4 protein-coding genes are annotated in these 2,372 nt (G+C 66.6%); all 4 read right to left on the bottom strand.

Translation table 11 applies throughout. The features are described from left to right. Positions 1-432 (bottom strand): shikimate dehydrogenase family protein (locus tag FVW20_RS12775; RefSeq protein WP_372434995.1); only part of this gene is annotated, 432 nt, incomplete at its 3' end. 293 nt (positions 433-725) lie between these two features. Then, the gene (gene hisG, locus FVW20_RS12770) at positions 726-1,607 is read right to left on the bottom strand and encodes an ATP phosphoribosyltransferase (RefSeq protein WP_196609917.1); all 882 of its coding nucleotides are present in this window, start codon (positions 1,605-1,607) and stop codon (positions 726-728) included. Next, entirely contained in the window at positions 1,607-2,008 is a 402-nt protein-coding gene (gene hisI, locus FVW20_RS12765) for a phosphoribosyl-AMP cyclohydrolase (RefSeq protein ID WP_196609916.1), read from the bottom strand. The genes hisG and hisI overlap by 1 nt, the downstream gene beginning before the upstream one ends. Before the next feature lie 229 nt (positions 2,009-2,237). Next, positions 2,238-2,366, bottom strand: a complete 129-nt coding sequence (locus FVW20_RS20155) for a hypothetical protein (RefSeq protein ID WP_372434996.1) — start codon at positions 2,364-2,366, stop codon at positions 2,238-2,240. Between the last annotated feature and the right edge of the window lie 6 nt (positions 2,367-2,372).

The raw sequence follows: 2,372 nt of genomic DNA, 5'->3' as shown, positions 1-2,372 counted from the left end.
GGCCAGCACGGCGCGGGCAGCGCCGCCGTTGCCCAGCACCAGCGCCCTTTCGCACCGCCACCCTGCTGCCGCCCGCTGGCGCAACGGAGCCAGAAAGCCGGTAACGTCGGTGTTCTCGCCCAGCAGCTGGCCGTCGCGCCAGTACAGGGTGTTCACCGCGCCCACGGCGCGGGCACGGTCGCTGACCCCGTCCAGCAGGGGCAGCACGACCTGCTTGTGGGGAATGGTGACGCTGGCCCCGCGTATGGGCAGGGTACGCACGGCGGTGATGAAATCGCCCACGCGGCCCGGCTCCAGCGGCCAGGCCATGTACACGGCGGGCACGTCCAGCAGGCCGAAGCCCCAGTTGTGCAGCAGGGGGCTCATGGTATGGCCGAGGGGATGGCCGATGATGCCGTAGAGTTCGCGGGGCAGGAACGGATGTGCGGGCATGGGACGGCCTCCGGCGGACGGCCCCTTTCACACAGGGGCAAATGTCCGGAACCACTGCGAGGCCCCTGCCTTTTATATCCAGACTGACCGCCGCAGTGGCAGTTTTTAGGGGGGAGCCTCAGCCGTTATGCGAGTCTTCGAGCATTACGGATGAGGACAGCAAAGCGGGGTCCGGGGAGGGAGACCTTTTTCGCTCTGCGGTCGCCATCCGTAAGACTCGCGCGATGCGCTCGTCTAATGGCTGCCGCAAAAGGTCCCCTCCCCGGTTCATTCTTAGCCCAATGTACCCGGTCCTAAATAACCTTGTTCAGCGAATACTCGATGATGCCTTCGGCACCGGCGGAGCGCAGGCGGGGGATGAGGTCGCGCACAAGGTCGTTTTCGACCACGATTTCCACGGCGAACCAGGCGCTGTCGCGCAGCCCTGCCACGGTGGGCGAATTGAGGCTGGGCAGTTGGTCGAGCACGGCGTCCAGGTTGTGGGCGGGCACGTTCATCTTCAGGCCCACCAGCGAATCGGCGCGCAGGGCGCCTTGCAGCAAGAGGTCGATCTGCTCGATCTTGGCGCGCTTCCACGGGTCGGCCCAGGCGGCCTTGCCCGCGATGAGCACGGTGTTGGTCAGCAGCACTTCGGCGATGATGCGCAGGCCGTGGGCCTTGATGGTGGTGCCGGTTTCGGTGACCTCGACGATGGCGTCGGCCAGGCCTTCCACCACCTTGGCCTCTGTGGCGCCCCAGGAATACTGCACCTTGACGGGGATGCCCGCGTCTTCGAAGTAGCGGCGGGTAACACCCAGCAGTTCGGTGGCGATGGTGCACCCGGCAAGGTCTTCCGGCCGCACGTAGGGCGAATCGCCGGCCACGGCCAGCACCCAGCGGGCCGGGCGGTTGCTGACCTTGGAGTAGACCAGGTCGGACACGGTGACCACGTCGGCCCCGGTTTCCAGCAGCCAGTCCTTGCCGGTCAGCCCCACGTCGAGCACGCCGTCCTCGAGGTAGCGGGGAATTTCCTGCACCCGGCAGAGGCGCGCGGTCAGTTCCGGGTCGTTGATTTCCGGAAAATAGTTGCGGTGATGCTTGCGGATCTTCCACCCGGAGCGGGCGAACAGGTTCACGGTGGCTTCTTCGAGCGAGCCCTTGGGAATGCCGATCTTCAGCATGTTGTTGCCGGACATTATTTGTAGACCTCCTTGGGGTCGAACACGCGGGGCGAGCAGATGACGGGTTCGCCGTCCTTCAGCTCTCGGTAGAAACAGCTGCGGTACCCTTCATGGCAGGCCGCGTCGCCCTTCTGATCCACGAGCAGCAGCACGGTGTCGCTGTCGCAGTCCAGGCGCACGGCCTTGATATGCTGGGTATGGCCCGACGTGCCGCCCTTGTGCCACAACCGGCCACGGCTGCGGCTGAAGTAATGCGCCTCGCCGGTGGCGAGGGTGGCGTCCCATGCTTCTTCGTTCATCCAGGCCATCATCAGCACTTCGCCGGTGGCGGCGCACTGGGCGATGGCAGGCACGAGACCGTTCATTTTCGCAAAATCGGGACGGAAGCCTTGTGCGGCGTCGGAAGCCTGAGCCATGTGCGATGTCCTCGCGCGGGGAATTCCCCCAAGGGGTTGCGGGGCTGAAGGCCCCAAAAAGGTTGCAGGGGCGCGGCCGGGCGGACGCAGGCAGGCGACGGCGTATGCCGCGTTTGCCCGGTGCATGGCCGCAAGGTGGCGAATCTAGCCGTTCCGTGTGACGGACGCAAGGCGGCGAGGCGGATGAAGCCCCCGCCAAGGGTGCGCCGCGCCGGTCAACCCGCCCAGATCAGTCCCGCACCCTGGCGTGGGCGGACAGCACCGCCAGCTGCACCCCGGCCAGATGCTCCAGTTCCTCGGCCAGGGCCAGGGCGCGGGCGGCGGAAGGCCCGGCGCAGCACAGGCCGTGGCGTTCCATCCACAC

The organism is Nitratidesulfovibrio oxamicus (assembly GCF_015731765.1).
Lineage (GTDB): Bacteria > Desulfobacterota > Desulfovibrionia > Desulfovibrionales > Desulfovibrionaceae > Cupidesulfovibrio > Cupidesulfovibrio oxamicus.
Note: the sequence above shows the minus strand (reverse complement) of the source record. Positions and strands in the feature narration are given on the sequence as shown.